This is a genomic window from Sphingomonas sp. PP-CE-3A-406, from assembly GCF_003688625.1.
Classification (GTDB): Bacteria; Pseudomonadota; Alphaproteobacteria; order Sphingomonadales; family Sphingomonadaceae; genus Sphingomonas.
On the sequence record NZ_RCWY01000003.1, the window covers coordinates 582,605 to 598,388 of the forward strand.

The 15,784-nt window shown below is 65.9% G+C and carries 19 protein-coding genes; 7 read left to right on the top strand and 12 right to left on the bottom strand.

What is annotated here, in order from left to right; genetic code table 11:
- Nucleotides 1-2 precede the first annotated feature (2 nt).
- The 5 genes from rpoN to C8J44_RS14670 form a co-directional block, all read right to left on the bottom strand.
- The gene (rpoN, locus tag C8J44_RS14650; RefSeq protein ID WP_121905094.1) at nucleotides 3-1,499 is read right to left on the bottom strand and encodes an RNA polymerase factor sigma-54; all 1,497 of its coding nucleotides are present in this window, start codon (nucleotides 1,497-1,499) and stop codon (nucleotides 3-5) included.
- 102 nt (nucleotides 1,500-1,601) lie between these two features.
- Nucleotides 1,602-2,384: an LPS export ABC transporter ATP-binding protein gene (lptB, locus tag C8J44_RS14655; RefSeq protein WP_056054439.1), complete on the bottom strand. Its 783-nt coding sequence runs from the start codon at nucleotides 2,382-2,384 to the stop codon at nucleotides 1,602-1,604.
- 111 nt (nucleotides 2,385-2,495) lie between these two features.
- Nucleotides 2,496-3,053, bottom strand: a complete 558-nt coding sequence (locus C8J44_RS14660) for an LptA/OstA family protein (protein ID WP_056054443.1) — start codon at nucleotides 3,051-3,053, stop codon at nucleotides 2,496-2,498.
- A 5-nt stretch (nucleotides 3,054-3,058) separates the two neighbouring features.
- A complete protein-coding gene (gene lptC, locus C8J44_RS14665; protein WP_060527571.1) occupies nucleotides 3,059-3,727 on the bottom strand; it encodes an LPS export ABC transporter periplasmic protein LptC in 669 nt (222 codons plus the stop codon).
- Nucleotides 3,727-4,347: a ribonuclease D gene (locus C8J44_RS14670; protein WP_056054449.1), complete on the bottom strand. Its 621-nt coding sequence runs from the start codon at nucleotides 4,345-4,347 to the stop codon at nucleotides 3,727-3,729. Before C8J44_RS14670 ends, lptC begins: the two co-directional genes overlap by 1 nt.
- Nucleotides 4,348-4,650: 303 nt before the next feature.
- Here C8J44_RS14670 and C8J44_RS18875 point away from each other — a divergent pair, with 303 nt between their 5' ends.
- Nucleotides 4,651-5,514, top strand: a complete 864-nt coding sequence (locus C8J44_RS18875) for a cold-shock protein (protein ID WP_121905095.1) — start codon at nucleotides 4,651-4,653, stop codon at nucleotides 5,512-5,514.
- 48 nt (nucleotides 5,515-5,562) lie between these two features.
- Nucleotides 5,563-6,369, top strand: coding sequence for a glutaminyl-peptide cyclotransferase (locus tag C8J44_RS14680; RefSeq protein ID WP_121905096.1), 807 nt, complete (start codon nucleotides 5,563-5,565; stop codon nucleotides 6,367-6,369).
- 274 nt (nucleotides 6,370-6,643) lie between these two features.
- Here the strand turns inward: C8J44_RS14680 and C8J44_RS14685 are convergent, their stop codons facing one another.
- The 5 genes from C8J44_RS14685 to C8J44_RS14705 all read right to left on the bottom strand — a co-directional run bounded on the left by C8J44_RS14685 (nucleotide 6,644) and on the right by C8J44_RS14705 (nucleotide 10,345).
- On the bottom strand, nucleotides 6,644-7,393 hold the full coding sequence (locus C8J44_RS14685; RefSeq protein WP_121905478.1) for an AcvB/VirJ family lysyl-phosphatidylglycerol hydrolase: 750 nt from the start codon (nucleotides 7,391-7,393) through the stop codon (nucleotides 6,644-6,646).
- Nucleotides 7,394-7,503: 110 nt separating this feature from the next.
- The gene (locus tag C8J44_RS14690; protein WP_121905097.1) at nucleotides 7,504-9,096 is read right to left on the bottom strand and encodes a cisplatin damage response ATP-dependent DNA ligase; all 1,593 of its coding nucleotides are present in this window, start codon (nucleotides 9,094-9,096) and stop codon (nucleotides 7,504-7,506) included.
- Between the two features lie 101 nt (nucleotides 9,097-9,197).
- Complete coding sequence (locus C8J44_RS14695; protein ID WP_056018000.1) at nucleotides 9,198-9,383, bottom strand: DUF1328 domain-containing protein; 186 nt, start codon at nucleotides 9,381-9,383, stop codon at nucleotides 9,198-9,200.
- Between the two features lie 89 nt (nucleotides 9,384-9,472).
- On the bottom strand, nucleotides 9,473-10,039 hold the full coding sequence (locus tag C8J44_RS14700; RefSeq protein WP_121905098.1) for a TMEM165/GDT1 family protein: 567 nt from the start codon (nucleotides 10,037-10,039) through the stop codon (nucleotides 9,473-9,475).
- Between the two features lie 3 nt (nucleotides 10,040-10,042).
- Nucleotides 10,043-10,345 carry a hypothetical protein gene (locus tag C8J44_RS14705; RefSeq protein ID WP_259466881.1) on the bottom strand — a complete coding sequence of 101 codons (303 nt, stop codon included), beginning with the start codon at nucleotides 10,343-10,345 and terminating at the stop codon, nucleotides 10,043-10,045.
- A gap of 243 nt (nucleotides 10,346-10,588) precedes the next feature.
- On the opposite strand from C8J44_RS14705, the gene rpmG reads away from it, so the two are divergent.
- Nucleotides 10,589-10,756, top strand: a complete 168-nt coding sequence (rpmG, locus tag C8J44_RS14710; protein ID WP_055881863.1) for a 50S ribosomal protein L33 — start codon at nucleotides 10,589-10,591, stop codon at nucleotides 10,754-10,756.
- A 331-nt stretch (nucleotides 10,757-11,087) separates the two neighbouring features.
- Here the strand turns inward: rpmG and C8J44_RS14715 are convergent, their stop codons facing one another.
- Nucleotides 11,088-11,450 (bottom strand): response regulator, encoded by a 363-nt coding sequence (locus C8J44_RS14715; protein ID WP_121905100.1) that lies wholly within the window; start codon nucleotides 11,448-11,450, stop codon nucleotides 11,088-11,090.
- A gap of 36 nt (nucleotides 11,451-11,486) precedes the next feature.
- Here C8J44_RS14715 and C8J44_RS14720 point away from each other — a divergent pair, with 36 nt between their 5' ends.
- The 4 genes from C8J44_RS14720 (at nucleotide 11,487) to C8J44_RS14735 (ending at nucleotide 14,236) form a co-directional block, all read left to right on the top strand.
- Nucleotides 11,487-11,756, top strand: a complete 270-nt coding sequence (locus tag C8J44_RS14720; RefSeq protein ID WP_056490061.1) for a DUF3572 domain-containing protein — start codon at nucleotides 11,487-11,489, stop codon at nucleotides 11,754-11,756.
- Nucleotides 11,753-12,379, top strand: a complete 627-nt coding sequence (locus C8J44_RS14725; protein ID WP_121905101.1) for an HAD family hydrolase — start codon at nucleotides 11,753-11,755, stop codon at nucleotides 12,377-12,379. Before C8J44_RS14720 ends, C8J44_RS14725 begins: the two co-directional genes overlap by 4 nt.
- Nucleotides 12,380-12,580: 201 nt before the next feature.
- Nucleotides 12,581-13,045, top strand: coding sequence for a RidA family protein (locus C8J44_RS14730; protein ID WP_121905102.1), 465 nt, complete (start codon nucleotides 12,581-12,583; stop codon nucleotides 13,043-13,045).
- Nucleotides 13,046-13,087: 42 nt separating this feature from the next.
- On the top strand, nucleotides 13,088-14,236 hold the full coding sequence (locus C8J44_RS14735; RefSeq protein ID WP_121905103.1) for a GNAT family N-acetyltransferase: 1,149 nt from the start codon (nucleotides 13,088-13,090) through the stop codon (nucleotides 14,234-14,236).
- Here the strand turns inward: C8J44_RS14735 and C8J44_RS14740 are convergent.
- Entirely contained in the window at nucleotides 14,196-15,776 is a 1,581-nt protein-coding gene (locus C8J44_RS14740; RefSeq protein WP_183128798.1) for a hypothetical protein, read from the bottom strand. The genes C8J44_RS14735 and C8J44_RS14740 overlap by 41 nt on opposite strands.
- Nucleotides 15,777-15,784: the final 8 nt, after the last annotated feature.

Genomic DNA, 15,784 nt, shown 5'->3' on the forward strand with positions numbered 1-15,784 from the left:
AATCAGCCGCCCTCGAGCGCCCGCGCACGCCGCCGCTGCACCGAACTCCCGATCCCCAGCGCTTCGCGGTATTTCGCCACCGTCCTGCGCGCGATGTCGAAGCCCTTGGCGTTGAGCAACTCTACCAGCGTATCGTCGGACAGGATCTTCGCACCCTCGGTATCGATGAGCGCCTTGATCGCGGATTTCACCGCCTGTGCCGACACCGCCTCGCCGCCGTCCGCGGACTGGATCGCGCTCGTGAAGAAGTATTTCAGCTCGTACAGCCCGCGCGCGCACGACACGTATTTGTTGCTCGTCACGCGGCTGACGGTCGATTCGTGCATCTCGATCGCATCCGCCACCTGGCGCAGCGTCAGGGGCCGCAGATGCGCGACGCCCTTGAGGAAGAACGCCTCCTGCTGCTTCACGATCTCGGTCGCGACCTTGATGATCGTCCGCTGGCGCTGATCGAGCGCCTTCACCAGCCAGTTCGCGCTGGCGAGGCAATCCGACAGCCACGCCTTCGATGCCTTGTCCTGCTGCCCGCCCGACAATTCGGTGTAATAGCTGCGATTGACCAGCACGCGCGGCAACGTGGAGGCATTGATCTCGATCGCCCAACCCGCCTTGGTGCGCGCCACGAACAGGTCCGGCGTCACCGACTGCGCCGGCTCGCCGCCGTATCGACAGCCGGGCTTCGGGTCATAGCCGCGCAGTTCGCGGATCATGTCCGCCATGTCCTCGTCGTCGACGTCGCACATCCGCTTCAGCCGTGTCAGTTCGCCACGCCCGAGCAGGTCGAGATTGTCGATCAGCCGCGCCATGCACGGATCGTAGCGATCGGCTTCGCGCGCCTGCAATGCGAGGCATTCGGCCAGATCGCGCGCGCCGACGCCGGTCGGATCGAACGTGTGGATCGTCGCCAGCACGCGCTCCACGCGCACCAATGGCACGCCGAGCCGGTTGGCGATGTCGAGCAGCGATACGGTGAGATAGCCCGCCTCGTCGATCTGGTCGATCAAATGCGCGGCGATGAATGCGTCGTCGTGGGGAATCGCCGGACCGGCCTGCGCGAGCAGATGATCCGCCAGGCTGAGGCTGGTATCCGCGAACGCATCGAGATCGGGTCCGTCCTCGCCGCCCGCACCGCCCGCGCTCGCGCCGGTCATCGACAGCGCGCCGTCCATGCCGCTGCCGCCGTCGGCGACACTGTCCTGCTGATGACTTTCGGTGGCGTAGTCGACGTCGAGCGTTGGTTCGTCGCCCGCGCCGGTGCCCGCCACAAGCTCGTCGGCGGCGACGCGTTCGTCGCGGACTTCGGCGACGGGCTCGCGGTCGGGCGCGTCGCTATCCTCGGCGGCGCTGGCTTCGAGCAACGGATTGCGCTCGACTTCCTCGGCGATGAACCCCTCGATCTCCAGGTTCGACAGCGCCAGCAGCTTGATCGCCTGCTGGAGCTGCGGGGTCATCACCAGCGACTGCGACTGGCGGATGTCCAGGCGAGGGGCGAGGCTCATGACACCTCTTCCGTTCGTGCTGAGCGAAGTCGAAGCACCGGCTCGCGCGGCAGCCCTTCGACTTCGCTCAGGGCGAACGGAGAAAGGGGCGTGTCCATCGGCTTAAAGCGAGAAGCCTTCGCCGAGATACAGCCGGCGCACATTGGCGTCGGCGACCAGTTCCGCGGGTGAGCCCGAGAACAGCACGCGGCCATCGTAGATGATGTACGCGCGGTCGACGATCTCGAGCGTCTCGCGGACGTTGTGGTCGGTGATCAGCACGCCGATGTCGCGGCGCTTCAGATCCTTCACCAGATCGCGAATGTCGGCGATCGAGATCGGATCGATGCCCGCGAACGGCTCGTCGAGTAGCATGATCGACGGATCCGCCGCCAGCGCGCGGGCGATTTCCGCCCGTCGCCGCTCGCCGCCTGACAGTGCCATCGCCGGCGCCGCGCGGAGCCGGGTTAAACCAAATTCCTCGAGCAGCGTGTCGAGTTTGCGCTGCCGTGCCGCCTTGTCGGGCTCCGACAACTCCAGCACGGTGAGGATGTTTTTCTCGATCGTCAGCCCGCGGAAGATCGACGTCTCCTGCGGCAGATAGCCGAGGCCGAGGATCGCACGCCGGTACATCGGCAGCTTCGTGATGTCCTCGCCATCGAGCATGATGCGGCCCGAATCGGGTTTCACGAGGCCCATCACCGAATAGAAGCAGGTCGTCTTGCCCGCACCGTTGGGCCCGAGCAGCCCGACGACCTCACCGCGGCCGACCGACACCGACACGTCAGTCAGCACGACGCGCTTGTCATAGGACTTGGCGATCGAGACGACCTGCAAGCCGTTGCTGACGGGCGGCTCGGCGATCGGCTCTACGACCTCGATCGGGGGCAGCGTGGTGGCATCCATGGGATCAGGCCTCGCAAGAATAGATTGCCGAACGCTTTACGCAGTCGCGGGTTGGCAGGAAACATGCATGAGCGCGCCGCCGGAGGGAAGCCCCCGCGGCACGCCTGCGCGTCAGTTGCGCTTGGGAACCGAGAAGGTGCCGCTCACTCGGCCGCCCGACTGCGTCACGGTGCCGCCACCGTTGGTCGCACCGCTGCTGCCGCCGACCGACGAGCCGTCGATCACCGCGCGTCCGGTATCGAGGTTCATCGTCAGCCGTCCGCCATTGACGACGTTGCCGCCCTGATTGAGCGTCACGGCGCCCAGCATCGTGATCACGCGCTTGTTCAGATCGTAGATCGCATATTGGCTCTTGGCGGTCTGGTCGGGCCGCTTCACCGTCACGCCGCCCGACGCGTCGAGCCGCGAGACCTGCGGGTTTCCGCCGATCACCTGGCCCGTATACGCTACCGTCATCCGCGCCGAGTTCAGCGTCATCTCCGCCTGCTTGACCGCGACGTTGCCGGACAGCACGGCGCGGTTCGCCTTGTCCTGCAATTCGATATGATCCGCGCTGAAATTGATCGGCGCATTCGAATCGTGCGGCTGCTGCGCGACCGCGGTCGTCGAAAGCAGCAGGAGGGACAGTCCGAAACCGGCTGCTCCGAGCAAAGATGATGTGGCGCGCATGGCGGCTATTTCGGCCCTCTGGGTACGATCCGCAAGCGGGCATTGCCATCGAGCGTCACGGTGCGCTCTTCCAGGTTCGCGCGCAGCTTGTTCGCGCTGAACGTCCCCTGCTGGACGGTGCCGGTCGCAGCACCCCCGCTTTCGAGCGTCCGTGCCTTCATGTCGATCGTCGCGTTGGTCGTCTTCAGGTCGTAGCCGCCGGCCGCGGTGGCGTTGAGCGGCCCGAACAGTTGCACCTTTTCGGTGTCCATGTCGTAGCGACCGGTGTTCGCCTTGATGTTGGCAGGGCCATCGGTCAACTGAATCTGTGCGGCGAGCTGATTGAGCTGGACGATCGGCTCGGCCGAACTCTTCTGGATCGCAGACTTGGCATCCAGCGTGAACGCCTGGCCCTTGGCATCCTCGCCGCGATATTGCGCCGATTGGATCTTCATCCGCTCCTGCGCGACGTCGACCTTGTTCTTGTCGAGCAGGAACGACACATCGCCCCCCGCGGTCAGCGGCGCCATGACCATCAAGGCCGCCAGCACGCCGATCGCGGTCGGCAGCGCGACGCGCGCAATCGCGACGAAGCGGTCGTGGCTGCCACCGGGCGCGGCCCAGTCCTGCCGCGCGCTACGCACGCGGCGGGCGACGGGGGAGGGCGGCAGTCCCGTGGCGGAGGGCGCGTCCATCAAGCGTGCGCGAAAATGTCGATTTCGGGCCAGCCGGCGAGATCGAGCGCGGCGCGGGTCGGCAGGAAGTCGAAGCACGCCTGTGCGAGCTCCATCCGGCCCTCGCGAATCAGCCGCTTGTCGAGTTCGGTGCGCAACCGGTGAAGGAAGCGCACGTCGGACGCCGCATAATCCTTTTGTGCCTCCGACAGCTCGGGGCTGCCCCAATCCGACGATTGCTGTTGCTTCGAGATATCCTGGCCGAGCAGCTCGCGCACCAGTTCCTTCAGGCCATGGCGATCAGTGTAGGTGCGTATCAGGCGCGAGGCGATCTTGGTGCAATACACCGGTGCCGCGACGACGCCGAGGTAATGCTGGACCGCGGCGATATCGAATCGCCCGAAATGATAGAGTTTCACCCGCGCCGGATCCGCGAGCAAAGCCTTCAGGTTGGGCGCATCATAGCCGGCACCCGCGGCAAACCGAACGAGATGCTCGTCGGGCCCGCCATCGGAAAGCTGGACGAGGCACAACCGGTCACGAGGCGTGATCAGCCCCATCGTTTCGGTATCGACGGCGATCGCGGCACCGGCCGCGAACAGATCGGCGGGGATATCGCCTTCGTGGAGATGAACTGTCATGCCGTGGCCGTAGCGGTCCGCGACTGAACGCTCAATGGCCCAGTCACAGGCAGCGATGTCGAATCGGGCGATAACATGGCCCACGTGCCGCGCGTGCGACGAGTCGTGGCTTACAAGCGACACTTGCGTCAGTATCGATCCAAATCGCTCGCCTAAAGATCAGAATCTATTCGCGACGGCTTGTATTTTGCGCTACGGGTGTCCTCAAGGCGCAAAAGGTTTCGCGCTGGAAAACCTGCGTTCGTCGTCCGGCACAAGGGTTTTGAGAAATTTGCGGGCGAACCGGGAAGACGAACAGAGCTTATGGGTTTCGATAAAGGTGGCCGCGGGAACCGTGGCGGGCGTGGCCGCGACAAGCGCGACAGCTTCGGCGGCGGCGACAATGAGTTCGGCGGCGGCAGCAGCTTTGGCGGTGGCGGCGATCGGTTCGGCGGCGGCAGCAGCTATGGCGGCGGCGGTGGCTCGAGCTACGGTGGCGGCGGTGGCAGCAGCTACGGCGGCGGCAGCAGCTTCGGTGGCGGCAGCGGCGGTGGCGGCGGTGGTTACCGCGGCGGCGGCGGTGGCGGCGGCTTCTCGGGCGGTGGCGGCGGCGGCGGTGGTCGCGGCATGCCCCCCCAGGTGGTCGGCGAAGGCACGGGCGTCGTAAAGTTCTTCAACGCGCAGAAGGGCTTCGGCTTCGTCGTTCGCGATGACGGCGGCGAGGACGTGTTCGTCCACATCAGCGCGGTCGAGCAGGCCGGTATGGTCGCGCTCGCTGAGGGTCAGCCGCTCGGCTTCACGCTCGTCGACCGCGGTGGCCGTATCTCGGCGACCGACCTGAAGATCGACGGCGAGCCGATGGCCGTCACCGATCGCGGCCCGCCGCGTGACCGTGATGCCGGCCCGGGCGCGCCCCGTGGTGGCGATCGCGACCGTGACGGTGGTGCAGGTGGCGCACAGCGTCAGCTCACCGGCGAGAAGGCGACCGGTACGGTCAAGTTCTTCAACGCGATGAAGGGCTTCGGCTTCATCCAGCGCGATGACGGACAGCCTGACGCATTCGTCCACATCTCGGCCGTCGAGCGCGCCGGCATGGCGACGCTGAACGAGGGCGACAAGCTCGAGTTCGAGCTCGAAGTCGATCGTCGCGGCAAGTACGCAGCGGTAAACCTGAGCGCAGGCGGCTGATCCAGCTGACTGACTCAGAACGCTGATCGTACCGTGTTCGGTAGGATAATGATTGCGGCCGGTCTTGCTTTGGCGGGATCGGCCGTTCTCGTTTCATCATCTTTGGTGTCGTCCGCAGCGCCCGCGCAAACGCAGCCCCCGCCCGAAACTCGTGTGCCGGTGCTGTCGGCGACGATCGTCGCCCGCTACCCTCACGATCGCACCGCGTTCACCGAAGGACTGCTCTGGCACGACGGCGCGCTCTACGAGAGTACGGGGCAGGAGCGGCAATCCGACGTCCGCCGAGTCTCGCTCGCGGATGGCAAGATCCTTGCCAAGGCCCGAATCGACCCTGCGCAGTTCGGCGAAGGCCTCGCGCTGTGGAAGGACCAGCTCGTCAGCCTCACCTGGCACGACGGCATCGCGCATCGCTGGGACGTCCGTACGCTGAAGCCCAAGGGGCAGAACCGCTACACCGGCGAAGGCTGGGGTCTGACCAGCGACGGCGTCTCGCTGCTCCAGTCGGACGGCAGTTCCGACATCATTGTCCGCGATCCGCTGACGCTGGCAGAACGCAAGCGCGTAGCGGTGACGATCGATGGCCGCCCATTACGCGACATCAACGAACTCGAATATGTCCACGGCGCGCTGCTCGCCAACGTCTGGCACACCGGCTTCCTGGTCCGCATCGATCCCAAGACCGGCAAGGTCGGCGCAGTGATCGACCTCCGCCCGCTGGTCGCAGAGGTGGCTGCGACCGACCGCGAGGCGGTGCTCAACGGGATCGCCTGGGACGCCAAGGCCGACCGGCTGTTCGTAACGGGCAAATACTGGCCGACGCTCTTCGAGATAAAGATCGCCGCGGAGCCGCGTTAAGCGGCTGCCCCGCCTTCTACAGTACCTGCCCTCTTGTTCTCCCGCGAAGGCGGGAAACCAGACTGGACTCCCGCCTTCGCGGGAGAACATGCAGGGCCACCGACCGCATCCTGAACGCCGTCTCCAACCGCTGTCATCTGAACGTCGTCATCCTGACGAAAGTCAGGATCCAGAGCCACGAGAGCTAGCCTGTTTTACCCTGGATCCTGACTTTCGTCAGGATGACGAAAGCGAGCCTCTCTGGAGAGGGGCGCTACGTAGATGGCGAGTTCCGCTAAAGCCCCCGTCCAGCCCCCGGCGCGACCGCACGGATCGCCGCCAGCACATGCCGCAGCAACCCATCCGCATCGTGATGGATATTATGCCCCCCCGGCATCCCGACCTTCCGCGCGTTCGTGGTCGTCAGCAGCGGGCACAGGCTGTCCGTCTCCTCCAGCCCGTAGATGCACGTCACCGGCGCCCAGGTCAGCCGAGTGCCGGTCGTCGCCCCCATGCTGTCGGGCGTGCCGTGATCGTAAAGCAGGCTGGACGGATCGGCGCGATAGAACACCGTGTCCCCCGGCAGGATCAGCACGATCGCGGCAACGCGCGTACGCAGGTCGGTGGGCAGGTTTGCCAGCCCGGTCTGAACGATGTCGGCGCCGTACGATTGCCCCATCACCACGACCCGCTTCGCCCCAGTCCGCGCCAGCGCCGCACGCACGCCGTCCGCAATGATCGCATCGAGTTCCTGTCGCGTCCGATGATGCGCGAACAGCGCTGGCGTCGTGATCCCGACCACCGGGATGCCGTGCTCGGTCAGCCCGCGCGAGGTCGACGCGCCGAGCAGGAACCGCAGCCCCATATCACCCGAGAAGTTCACGACTGCGATCGGCGGCGCGCCCGACGCCCGCACACCGATCGCCGGATACACATGCACCGGGTCGCGGTCGAAATAGCCGGCAAGGTAGACGAACAGCACGACGATCGCGGAGATGATCCCGAACACCCACGCGCCGCGACGGACCCGACGTCTGGTCTTCATGCGCGTAACGTTCATGCGGATCTCCCAAATGCTCATGGCGAGGCCAGACCGCGGCGATAGCGCCGAAATTCGATCCGGCAACCGCGTGATGCCGTTGCGGGATCAGCCGATCAGGTGATCATCCGCTTGAGCGTCTCGATCCGGTCCGCCTCCGCCGCGGGCTTGTCGGTCCGGATCCGCGCGATCCGCGGAAAGCGCATCGCCACGCCCGATTTATGCCGCTTCGAATCATGCAGCGAATCGAACGCGATCTCCAGCACCAGTGTCTTCTCCACCTCGCGCACCGGGCCGAACCGGTTCTGCGTATGGTTGCGGACGAAGCTGTCGAGCATTTTGAGCTCTTCGTCCGTGATCCCGGAATAGGCTTTCCCGACGGGAAGCAATTCGCCCTCCTCGGTCCAGCAGCCAAAGGTATAGTCCGAATAATAGGACGATCGCCGCCCGGAACCACGCTGTGCGTACATCATAACGCAGTCGGCGGTCAGCGGATCGCGCTTCCATTTGTACCAGAGCCCCGCGCGCCGCCCGCCCACATAGGACGAATCCCGGCGCTTGAGCATCACCCCCTCGATCGCGGCATCGCGCGAGGTCGCGCGGATCGCCTCCAGCGCCGTGAAGTCGTCCGCCTCGATCACCGCGCTCAAGTCGAACCGCTCCGGATCGAGCTGCGGCACGAACGCCTCCAGCCGCGCGCGACGCGCCGTCCATGGCAGCGTCCGCAAATCCTCCTCGCCGTCGATCAACAAATCGTACAACCGAACGAACGCCGGATAGTCCGCCAGCATCTTCGCCGACACCGTCTTGCGCCCAAGCCTCTGCTGGAGCGCGTTGAAGCTCGCCGCGCCGCCGCCATCCTCGAGCGTACCGCCCTGATGCTCACCCTTCACCAGCAATTCGCCGTCGGCCGTCCCCGGCGTTCGGAACGCCGCCGCGATCTCGGGGAAGCTGGCCGTCACGTCGTCGCCGGTCCGGCTGTAGAGCCGCGTCTCGCCGGCAACATGGACGATCTGGACGCGGATTCCATCCCATTTCCACTCGGCGGCATAGTCGGCGAGATCGACGCGCAGGTCTTCGAGTCCGTGCGCGAGCATGAACGGCCGAAATACGGGGACGTCCGCCGGCGTCGGCTGCTCTCCGGTCCCTTCCGCCCATGCGAACAAGCTCGGATACGGCGCATCGAGTCCGTGCCACACCTCCTCGACCGCATCGACATCGAGTCCGAACGCGTCCGCCAGTGCAGTCTTGGCCAACCGTGCCGACACACCGATCCGCAATGCGCCGGTCGCCATCTTGAGCAGCGCGAACCGCTCCTCGGCATCGGACCGGTCGAGCATGTCCGCCAGCGCAGCGGGAGCATCGGCACGCGACAGTGCTGCCAGCCGTTCGACGACATCGGTTATGGATAGCGGCGTCGGATCGACCGGAACCGTGGGCGCGGGCCAGAGCAGCGCGACCGTCTCCGCGGTGTCACCGACATAATCGCGGCTCATCCGGAACAGCACCGGGTCGACTCGCTCCTCGATCAACCCACGGATCACCGCCGACTTCACGCCCTTGAGATCGAGATCACCGGTCAGCGCCGCCATCGCCCAGCCGCGATCGGGATCGGGCGTCGCGCGCAGGTAATCCGCGATCAGCTTCAGCTTGGCGTTACGCGACCGGGTGTAGGTGAGCGAGTCGAGCAGGGCGGCGAAAGCGTGCATCCCCGTTCAACGCGCTTGCTGGCCGAAGGGATGCAGACGCGAAACGACCGCCGCCGGATGTGCCCGACGACGGTCGTTGATGCTCTCTACAAATTCTGGCGTCAGTCGATCGCGTTCTTGATCCCCTTGCCGGCGAGCAGCCCGAGCACGAGAAAGACCACGAACAACGCGATGGCGATGAAGAACAGGATCTTGGCGATACCGATAAAGGCGCCGCCAACGCCGCCGAAGCCGAGTAACGCCAGCACGAGGCCGATGACGAGAAAAGTAACCGCGAGTTTCAGCATGTCGGCCTCCGCAAAGTGAGTTGGACTCGGTCAACCGGTCGGGGGGTAGTTGGTTCCAGTATCGTAACGAACCCTACCGAGGCGCCGGTCTAGACCAGGCGTAGCGCGCTGAGCGCGAGGACGATGCCGGTAACCAGGAACAGCACGCCGACCGCGATGCGCAGCGTCTTCAGCGGCAATTTGCGCCATGCCCTCTCCCCCATCATCGCGGCGGGAACGATCACCACGAGCGAGCCGAGAGTCACGCCGATCGCCGCGAACGCTGGAACCGGAGAGCGTGCCGCGAGTGCAAGCGCGATGAACTGGATGCCGTCCCCGAACGCGAGGATGAACAGCCCCAGGAACGCGGTGGCGACCGCGCCGATCTTCCATCGGTCGAGCCGTTCGGGAACCTTGGCCGGGAAAAACGCGCCGCCACCCTGCAACAGCAAGGCGAGCGCGAGCATCAGTTGCTGAGCGTTAGGCGCGAGCTTCGGGCCGATCACCGTGCCCAGCGCCGCCGCCACACTGCTCGCGGCGAAGATCGCCAGCGCCGCCATGGCGATGACGAGCCCCGGCCGACGCAGCCGGTCCGCCAAGATCGCGGCCAGCCAGGCGGTCCGATCGCCGATCTGCGCCAGGGCGGCGGCGACCAATGCCGCCATCAATGCATCCATGCGCTATCCGGCCAGTCGGACCGAGCACGCCGCGGCAAAGGCATGACAGGCCTGAACGTCTTGGCGTTCGCAGCCGACCGCATCGCGCAGGATGCCGAGCCAGCCATGCACCAGCGCGCCATGCTCGCCGCGGGACAGCGCCGAATCGACGAAATGCGCGACCGTGACCGCGGGGTTGAGGCCGTTGGTATGCGCGATCACGCGAATCGCATCGACTTCGGCGGCGATGTCGCAGGGGCGGGCGTAAGGCGCGCGGACGTCGATCGCCGCGATCCGGGCGGCGAGATCGGCCTTTACGGCGATCATATCGTCGATTCGCGCTGCCACGTGTCCCGTTGCGTTTCGTACTGCCTGCCCCATGATCCCGCTCCTTTTCTGTGCATGGACGTTGCGCCCAGGCGGGTAAAGGCGCAGTTAAGTGCGTCGTCGGGCGTCGTTCTGTGCGGCAAAGCTTGACTTCGCGTCGTGCGTCCGCCATGCGCCCAGCCTGATCGAGCGGCGGCATGAGTTCGCCGCTTTCGCATTTTCAAGCCATAGGAATTTGGGCTCATGGCCAAGCCGACCACCGTCAAGATCAAGCTGCTCAGCACCGCTGACACCGGCTTCTTCTACGTCACCAAGAAGAACCCCCGTACCAAGACGGAGAAGCTCTCCTTCTCGAAGTACGATCCCGTCGTGCGCAAGCATGTCGAGTTCAAGGAAGCCAAGATCAAGTAATCCGGCCGGCGGTGCAAACCGTCGTCCGATTGCGACGATTCGAAAAGCCGCGGGCAGCCCCTGCGGCTTTTGGCGTTTGTGCCCCTTTCCCTGCGTTCGTCCGCCTGCTCCCGTTCGTCCTGAGTAGCCGTCGAGTAGTCGCCGTAGGCGGCGTATCGAGATGGCGTATCGAAGGACAGGTTGGCGCGCGGAACGCATGCTTCGATACGAGCCCTCGATACGCTCCTGGCGGAGCTACTCGGTCTCTACTCAGCACGAACGGAGTAGGGTAAGGCACCGGACTATGGGTCGATGTGGCATGCCGGGCCGTGGCGCGAGGCGCTTTCCTGCTTCAGACCAGCGTCCTCACCGCATCCATGAACCGCGCCAGGCTGATCGGCTTGGACACGTACGCATCCGCGCCCGCAGCCCGGATCCGCTCCTCGTCCTCGCGCCCGGCATAGGCCGTTACCGCCATCACCGGGATCGCGCGCAACGCCTCGTCGGCCTTCAGTTCGAGGATGATCTCGTAGCCGGTGACGTGCGGCATCTGGATGTCCATGATGATCAGGTCGGGCACGAATTCCCGAGCGCGCGCAACGGCTTCGCGGCCGTCGCGCACGGGTTCGACGGCGAACTGATGCGCACGCAACAGGTCGCAGAATAGTTTGAGGTTGAGTTCGTTGTCCTCGACAACGAGCACCTTCTTTGCCACCGATCCACCTTATCCGGAAAGAAGGCACGATAGGCAATGCGCGACCGCGATTCAAACGAAGACGCCGAAGCGCTCGCCCTGCGCGCGCTGGTATGGACGCTGGTCGAGCCCGACCGCGCGATGCGGCTGTTGTCGGTGACCGGCCTGGAGCCGCACGACCTCCGCGCGCGGGCAAGCGATCCGACGGTCTTGTCGGCTGCGCTCGGCTTCCTCGAAAACCACGAGCCCGATCTGATCGCCTGCGCGGAGTCGCTCGGCGTGAAGCCCGAGGCACTGGTCCGCGCGCGAATGGAGCTCGAAGCATGAGGCCGCTGCTGATCAGCGATTGCGACGAAGTGCTGCTGCACATGGTCAAGCATTTCGGCGTCTGGCTCGACGAGCGCCACGACATTGATTTCCAGATCCAGCACGGCGATTTCTCGACCGCGATGACCCGCCGCGACGGTGGCCCGCCGCCGTCCGTCGCAGACATGTGGGCGATGCTCGGCGAGTTCTTCCCCGCCGAGATGCACCGCCAGACGCTGGTGCCGCACGCGGTCGAGGCGCTCGAGCGGTTGGCGCAGGTGGCCGACATCGTCATCCTCACCAACCTCCAGGACGAATGCCGCCAGCCGCGGATCGAACAGCTCGCCAAGTTCGGCATCGTCCACCGGGTCGAGTGCAACCAGGGCGGCAAGGGGACGCCGGTGTCGCGGCTGGTCGAGGAATACGGGTCGCCGGTCACGGTGTTCGTCGACGATCTCGCGGTGCATCACGAGTCGGTCGCGAAGCACGCGCCGGGAGTGCACCGGTTACACATGATCTCGGAGCCGACGCTCGCAGTGAGCGTACCGAAGGCGCCCGAGGCCCACGCCCGGATCGACGACTGGCGCGAGGCCGCGGACTGGATCGCGGCGCGGTTCGAGGCGGGTTTGCCGGCGGACGCCTGATCCCCTCGATCCTCCCCCGCCAGGGGGAGGTGGCGCCGCAGGCGACGGAGGGGGAGGCACACGCAACACGGGTTTCCCTTACCTCCCCCTCCGTCTGGCGAGGGCCAGCCACCTCCCCCTGGCGGGGGAGGATTGCTCGAACGGCGGTTCGTACCAAGGCCCACTTGACCCATCCCCCACCGCTGTGGTGATACCTCCGCCATGACCGATCGTATCGACCGCAAGCTCGAAGAGCTGGGCCTCACCCTCCCACAGGCTGCCGCGCCCGTCGCCGCCTATGTCCCGACCGTGCTGGCGAACGGCATGCTCCACATCTCGGGCCAGCTACCGTTCAAGGACGGGGCCCTGGTCAAGGGCCGCGTCGGAGACGACGTCTCGCTCGAAGACGCGCAGGAGGCCGCCAAGCTTTGCGGCCTGATGCTCGTTGCGCAGATGAAGGCGGCCCTCGGCACGCTCGGCCGCGTCGAGCGGATCGTGAAGCTCGGCGTGTTCGTCAACTCGACCGTCGACTTCACCGATCAGGCCAAGGTCGCCAACGGCGCGTCCGAACTCATGGTCGCGCTGTTCGGCGATAGCGGCAAGCACGCGCGCTCGGCAGTCGGCGTCGCCGTCCTCCCGCTCGGCGCGGCGGTCGAGATCGACGCGATCGTCCAGGTTTCCGCCTGACCGTCTTGGAGGCGCGCCCTCGCGTCTCTACCTAAGGCGGCAATGAACGCCGTCACAGCCCGCATCGCCCAAGGCGTCACCTCGATCGCGGCCGAGGATTGGGAGGCGTGCTCCGGCACCGCCAACCCGTTCGTCGGCCACGCCTTCCTCTCCGCGCTCGAAGCCTCGAAAAGCGTCGGTGGACGCTCCGGCTGGCAGGCGCTGCCGGTCATGGTCGACGGCCCTGACGGCAAGCCCGTCGCGATCGCTCCCGCCTACGCCAAGAGCCACAGCCAGGGCGAATACGTGTTCGACCAGGGCTGGGCCGACGCGTGGGAGCGGGCAGGGGGGCAATATTACCCCAAGCTCCAGATCGCCTCACCATTCAGCCCGGTACCCGGTCCGCGCCTGCTTCTCCGTGACCCCGATCAGGCCCCCGCGCTGATCGCCGCGCTCGAAGCTGTAACCGACCAAAGCGGGCTATCCTCCGCACACGCCACCTTCATCGACCCAGGCGAAGTGGCGCTGTTCGAGGCGGCGGGCTGGTTGATCCGCCAGGGCACGCAGTTCCACTGGAAGAACGAGGGGTACGCCAGCTTCGACGACTTCCTCGCCGTCCTCGCCAGCCGCAAGCGGAAAGCGATCCGCAAGGAACGTGCCGCCGCCGTCGAAGGTCTGACGATCCGCCACCTCGTCGGCGCCGAAATCACGCCCGAGCATTGGGACGCGTTCTGGGTGTTCTACCAGGACACCGGCAGCCGCAAATGGGGCCAGCCCTACCTGACGCGCGCGTTCTTCGACCAGATCGGCGAGACGATGGGCGACCGCGTGCTGCTGATCCTCGCCGAGCGCGACGGCATACCGATCGCCGGCGCACTCAACCTGATCGGCGAGGAGACGCTTTACGGCCGGTATTGGGGCGCGACCGAGGAGGTGCCGTTCCTCCACTTCGAACTCTGCTATTACCAGGCGATCGACGCTGCCATCGCGCGCGGCCTGAAGACCGTCGAGGCGGGCGCGCAGGGCGAACACAAGCTCGCGCGGGGGTATGCCCCGGTTGCGACCTATTCCGCGCATTACATCCCCGACCCGAGCTTCCGCCGCGCGATCGCCGACTATCTCGTCCGCGAGCGCGAGGCCGTCGCCGAGCAGCAGGAATATCTCGGCGAGCTTACTCCGTTCCGACGGGGCGAGCAGCAGCAGCCCGGTTGACGCGGTACAGCAGGCTGGTGCCATCGCGACGGATCAGCGTCAGATCGCGGACCAGCGCCGGATCGAACTTCGGTGGGTGGATCAGCCAGACATAGTCGAATGCATCGCGCGGAAATTTCTCCAGCGCCATCGAGATCGGCCGCCAGAACTGGCCACGGCACTTGATGTCGCTGACGATCTCCGAGGGATCGTGCGCAAAGCCCTTCGCCGCCGGATACTGCGTCGTCATCAACTGCGCGCCGGCCATCGACCACTGATCGTTGGTGAACGCCAATCGCCGCTCCAGCAACAGTGCGGGGACATGCTCGAGTCGCGAATAGGCCCAGTCGTCGCGACAGCGTCGCCCGACGAACGACACGACACGAGACCGCTCGGGTACCGTATCGATCGCCGCGATCGCCTGGTCGTAGCTGCGATCGTACATCAGGTAGCTGACCGTCGTCCCCGCCAGCCGCACGCCGAAGAACGCAAACCCCAGCACCGCGAGGACGGCCGCGCCGCGCAGCGACAGCCCGTGGCGCGGCCGCAGCGCGATCACCGCGATCCCGAGCATGAACGGCGCGAGCCGCATGTCGGCATAGGCCGAGCCGAACACGATCCGCGGCAAGAGGATATACACGATCGCGAGGAACAGCGCCGACAGGCTCAGGTTGCGCGAATACTCAATCGTCTGGTCGCGCACGCCGCGGAACAGGATCACGAACAGCACGGTGACCGACGCGATGTCGAACGTCATCCAGCGATCGCGCAGGACCATCGTGATCCAGTTCATCTTCCAGCGCCAGTTGAACCAGTCCTGCGTCTTGCCGCCGACATGATCGCCCGACCGCCAGACCACCATCATCACCATCGGCAGCGCGAGCGGCAGGCAGTTCAGCCCGGCCTGGATGCACGCCTTGAACCAGCCATGCGCCCAGCTCTTGGGATCGCTGTCGCGACGGATGTCGTGCTGGCGGATCAGCTCTGCGGAAAAGGCGAGCACGCCCAGCACGCCCCAGCCGAACGTATGGCACAGCCACAACAGGCACGAGATCGGGATGAATATGGCGGTGCGCAGCCGGGTGCGCTTGAGCCGCCCCATCCGCAGCCACAGCGCGAACAGGTTGAGCGCCAGCGCCATCGCCAGCGCGAAATTCACGAATCCGAACTGAAAGGGGTAGCTGTAGGCCAACGGCAACGCGAACAGCGCGGTCGCAGGGATTCGCCCGTGCACCTCGCGCGCGATCCACAACAGCCCGGTTACGGTCAGCGCCGGGATCGCCATGACGATCAGCTTCACCGCCAGCTGCAACCCGAAGATCGGCGCGAGTGGCTCGATCAGCAGGTCGATGCCGAGGTTGCCGATCATCTGCCAACGGAAGTTATACCACTGCGAAAGCCAGGGATTATCGCCGATCGCCAGCTGGACGCGGTATCGGCCCATATGCCCGGGCAGGTCGACCAGCGGCGGGATCTCTGGCCACAGCAACGGTATGATCGACGCAAGCGCCACCGCCACGACGAACCCGCGCGTCTGCCACCACTTCAGCCGCCCCGTCATGCCGTCGT

What these genes read in the sequence shown, in the direction of transcription:
- rpoN (WP_121905094.1), bottom strand. Translation starts at nt 1,499, where the DNA reads ATGAGCCTCGCCCCTCGCCTGGACATCCGCCAGTCGCAGTCGCTGGTG.
- lptB (WP_056054439.1), bottom strand. Translation starts at nt 2,384, where the DNA reads ATGGATGCCACCACGCTGCCCCCGATCGAGGTCGTAGAGCCGATCGCC.
- C8J44_RS14660 (WP_056054443.1), bottom strand. Translation starts at nt 3,053, where the DNA reads ATGCGCGCCACATCATCTTTGCTCGGAGCAGCCGGTTTCGGACTGTCC.
- lptC (WP_060527571.1), bottom strand. Translation starts at nt 3,727, where the DNA reads ATGGACGCGCCCTCCGCCACGGGACTGCCGCCCTCCCCCGTCGCCCGC.
- C8J44_RS14670 (WP_056054449.1), bottom strand. Translation starts at nt 4,347, where the DNA reads ATGACAGTTCATCTCCACGAAGGCGATATCCCCGCCGATCTGTTCGCG.
- C8J44_RS18875 (WP_121905095.1), top strand. Translation starts at nt 4,651, where the DNA reads ATGGGTTTCGATAAAGGTGGCCGCGGGAACCGTGGCGGGCGTGGCCGC.
- C8J44_RS14680 (WP_121905096.1), top strand. Translation starts at nt 5,563, where the DNA reads ATGATTGCGGCCGGTCTTGCTTTGGCGGGATCGGCCGTTCTCGTTTCA.
- C8J44_RS14685 (WP_121905478.1), bottom strand. Translation starts at nt 7,393, where the DNA reads ATGAAGACCAGACGTCGGGTCCGTCGCGGCGCGTGGGTGTTCGGGATC.
- C8J44_RS14690 (WP_121905097.1), bottom strand. Translation starts at nt 9,096, where the DNA reads ATGCACGCTTTCGCCGCCCTGCTCGACTCGCTCACCTACACCCGGTCG.
- C8J44_RS14695 (WP_056018000.1), bottom strand. Translation starts at nt 9,383, where the DNA reads ATGCTGAAACTCGCGGTTACTTTTCTCGTCATCGGCCTCGTGCTGGCG.
- C8J44_RS14700 (WP_121905098.1), bottom strand. Translation starts at nt 10,039, where the DNA reads ATGGATGCATTGATGGCGGCATTGGTCGCCGCCGCCCTGGCGCAGATC.
- C8J44_RS14705 (WP_259466881.1), bottom strand. Translation starts at nt 10,345, where the DNA reads ATGATCGCCGTAAAGGCCGATCTCGCCGCCCGGATCGCGGCGATCGAC.
- rpmG (WP_055881863.1), top strand. Translation starts at nt 10,589, where the DNA reads ATGGCCAAGCCGACCACCGTCAAGATCAAGCTGCTCAGCACCGCTGAC.
- C8J44_RS14720 (WP_056490061.1), top strand. Translation starts at nt 11,487, where the DNA reads ATGCGCGACCGCGATTCAAACGAAGACGCCGAAGCGCTCGCCCTGCGC.
- C8J44_RS14725 (WP_121905101.1), top strand. Translation starts at nt 11,753, where the DNA reads ATGAGGCCGCTGCTGATCAGCGATTGCGACGAAGTGCTGCTGCACATG.
- C8J44_RS14730 (WP_121905102.1), top strand. Translation starts at nt 12,581, where the DNA reads ATGACCGATCGTATCGACCGCAAGCTCGAAGAGCTGGGCCTCACCCTC.
- C8J44_RS14735 (WP_121905103.1), top strand. Translation starts at nt 13,088, where the DNA reads ATGAACGCCGTCACAGCCCGCATCGCCCAAGGCGTCACCTCGATCGCG.
- C8J44_RS14740 (WP_183128798.1), bottom strand. Translation starts at nt 15,776, where the DNA reads ATGACGGGGCGGCTGAAGTGGTGGCAGACGCGCGGGTTCGTCGTGGCG.